We start from the raw sequence: 1,225 nt of genomic DNA, 5'->3' as shown, positions 1-1,225 counted from the left end.
GAATATAGAAGATGTAAATCATAAATATATGTTTTTGAAATCTAGAACTATAAGAATAAAGGGGAAATTAGATTATAAGTATATTCATATTCCAATAAACATACTAAAAAAGTTGGATGAAATAAAACCAGATATAATAATAGGAAGTGAGTATAATCCAACTGTATTGTTAGCATATTCATGGAGTAAAGTAAAAAATAAAAAGTTTATAAGTTGGTCAGATGGGACTTTGAATTCAGAAAAAAATATAACTTTAATTCAACAAAAACTGAGAAAGATTATATGTAGCGGATCACATGCTCTTATAGCAAGTAGTACAAAAACAAAAGAAGCTCAATTATATTATGGTGCTAAAAGTAAAATATTTTTAAGCTATCTTACTATAGACATAAATAAATATATCTGTGAAAATGAATATAATAAAAATAATAACATAATATTTGTTGGTACATTAAGTCAGAGAAAGGGTATAGACTTATTATTTGAAGCACTAAAGGATGTAAATATAAACTATAAACTTAAATTGATTGGATCAGGAGAAGATGAGAATAAGTTAAGAAATTTATCTATTAAATTGGGAATTGATAAAAAAGTTGAGTTTTTAGGCTTTAAACAAAGAGAGGAGTTAGTTAATTTATATAAAAACTCTAACTTATTCGTACTACCATCTAGACAAGATTGCTTTGGATTAGTCATAAATGAAGCTATGTGTGCAGGATTACCTGTGATTGTTTCAAAGTATGCAGATGGTTCATATGACTTAATTGACCAAGGAAAAGGTGGATACATAATTGATCCTTTAGATACAGAACAATTTAAAAAAACGATAGAATATATGTTAACTAATCATAATAAAATTAAAACAATGGGAATGTATAATAAAAATAAGATATTATTATTTGATATAGAAAATGTAGCTAAAGAATATTTAAATGCTATAGATTATGTTTAACAAATGAATAAGGAGAAAATTATGAAAGTCGTTTATTTAGCATTTACACCATATCATATAAAACTATGTAATTATATTAGCAAACATAAATTCTTGAATGATAAAAATACTATTATACTATCGTCTTTTACAGGAATAGAGGAAGATAAATTAAAAGAACATATAGATATAAAAAACTATACATCTACAGAATATTTTAAGTTGAATTGTAATTATAAAGAGTTACTTAAATCATTTAAACAAACATTAAAAAAAAATAGAAATGAATTATAT

Annotated in this window: 2 protein-coding genes; both read left to right on the top strand. The window is 23.6% G+C overall.

The features are described 5' to 3' along the window. Positions 1-952: glycosyltransferase family 4 protein (locus tag EIH23_RS16090; RefSeq protein WP_164489107.1), on the top strand; the 952-nt coding region annotated here is incomplete at its 5' end. 21 nt (positions 953-973) lie between these two features. Further along, positions 974-1,225, top strand: a 252-nt coding sequence (locus EIH23_RS16085) for a hypothetical protein (protein ID WP_164489106.1), incomplete at its 3' end; no start/stop codon positions are given.

Source organism: Romboutsia sp. Marseille-P6047 (assembly GCF_900604535.1).
Classification (GTDB): domain Bacteria; phylum Bacillota; class Clostridia; order Peptostreptococcales; family Peptostreptococcaceae; genus Romboutsia_E.
This window is presented reverse-complemented; position numbering and strand designations above follow the sequence as displayed.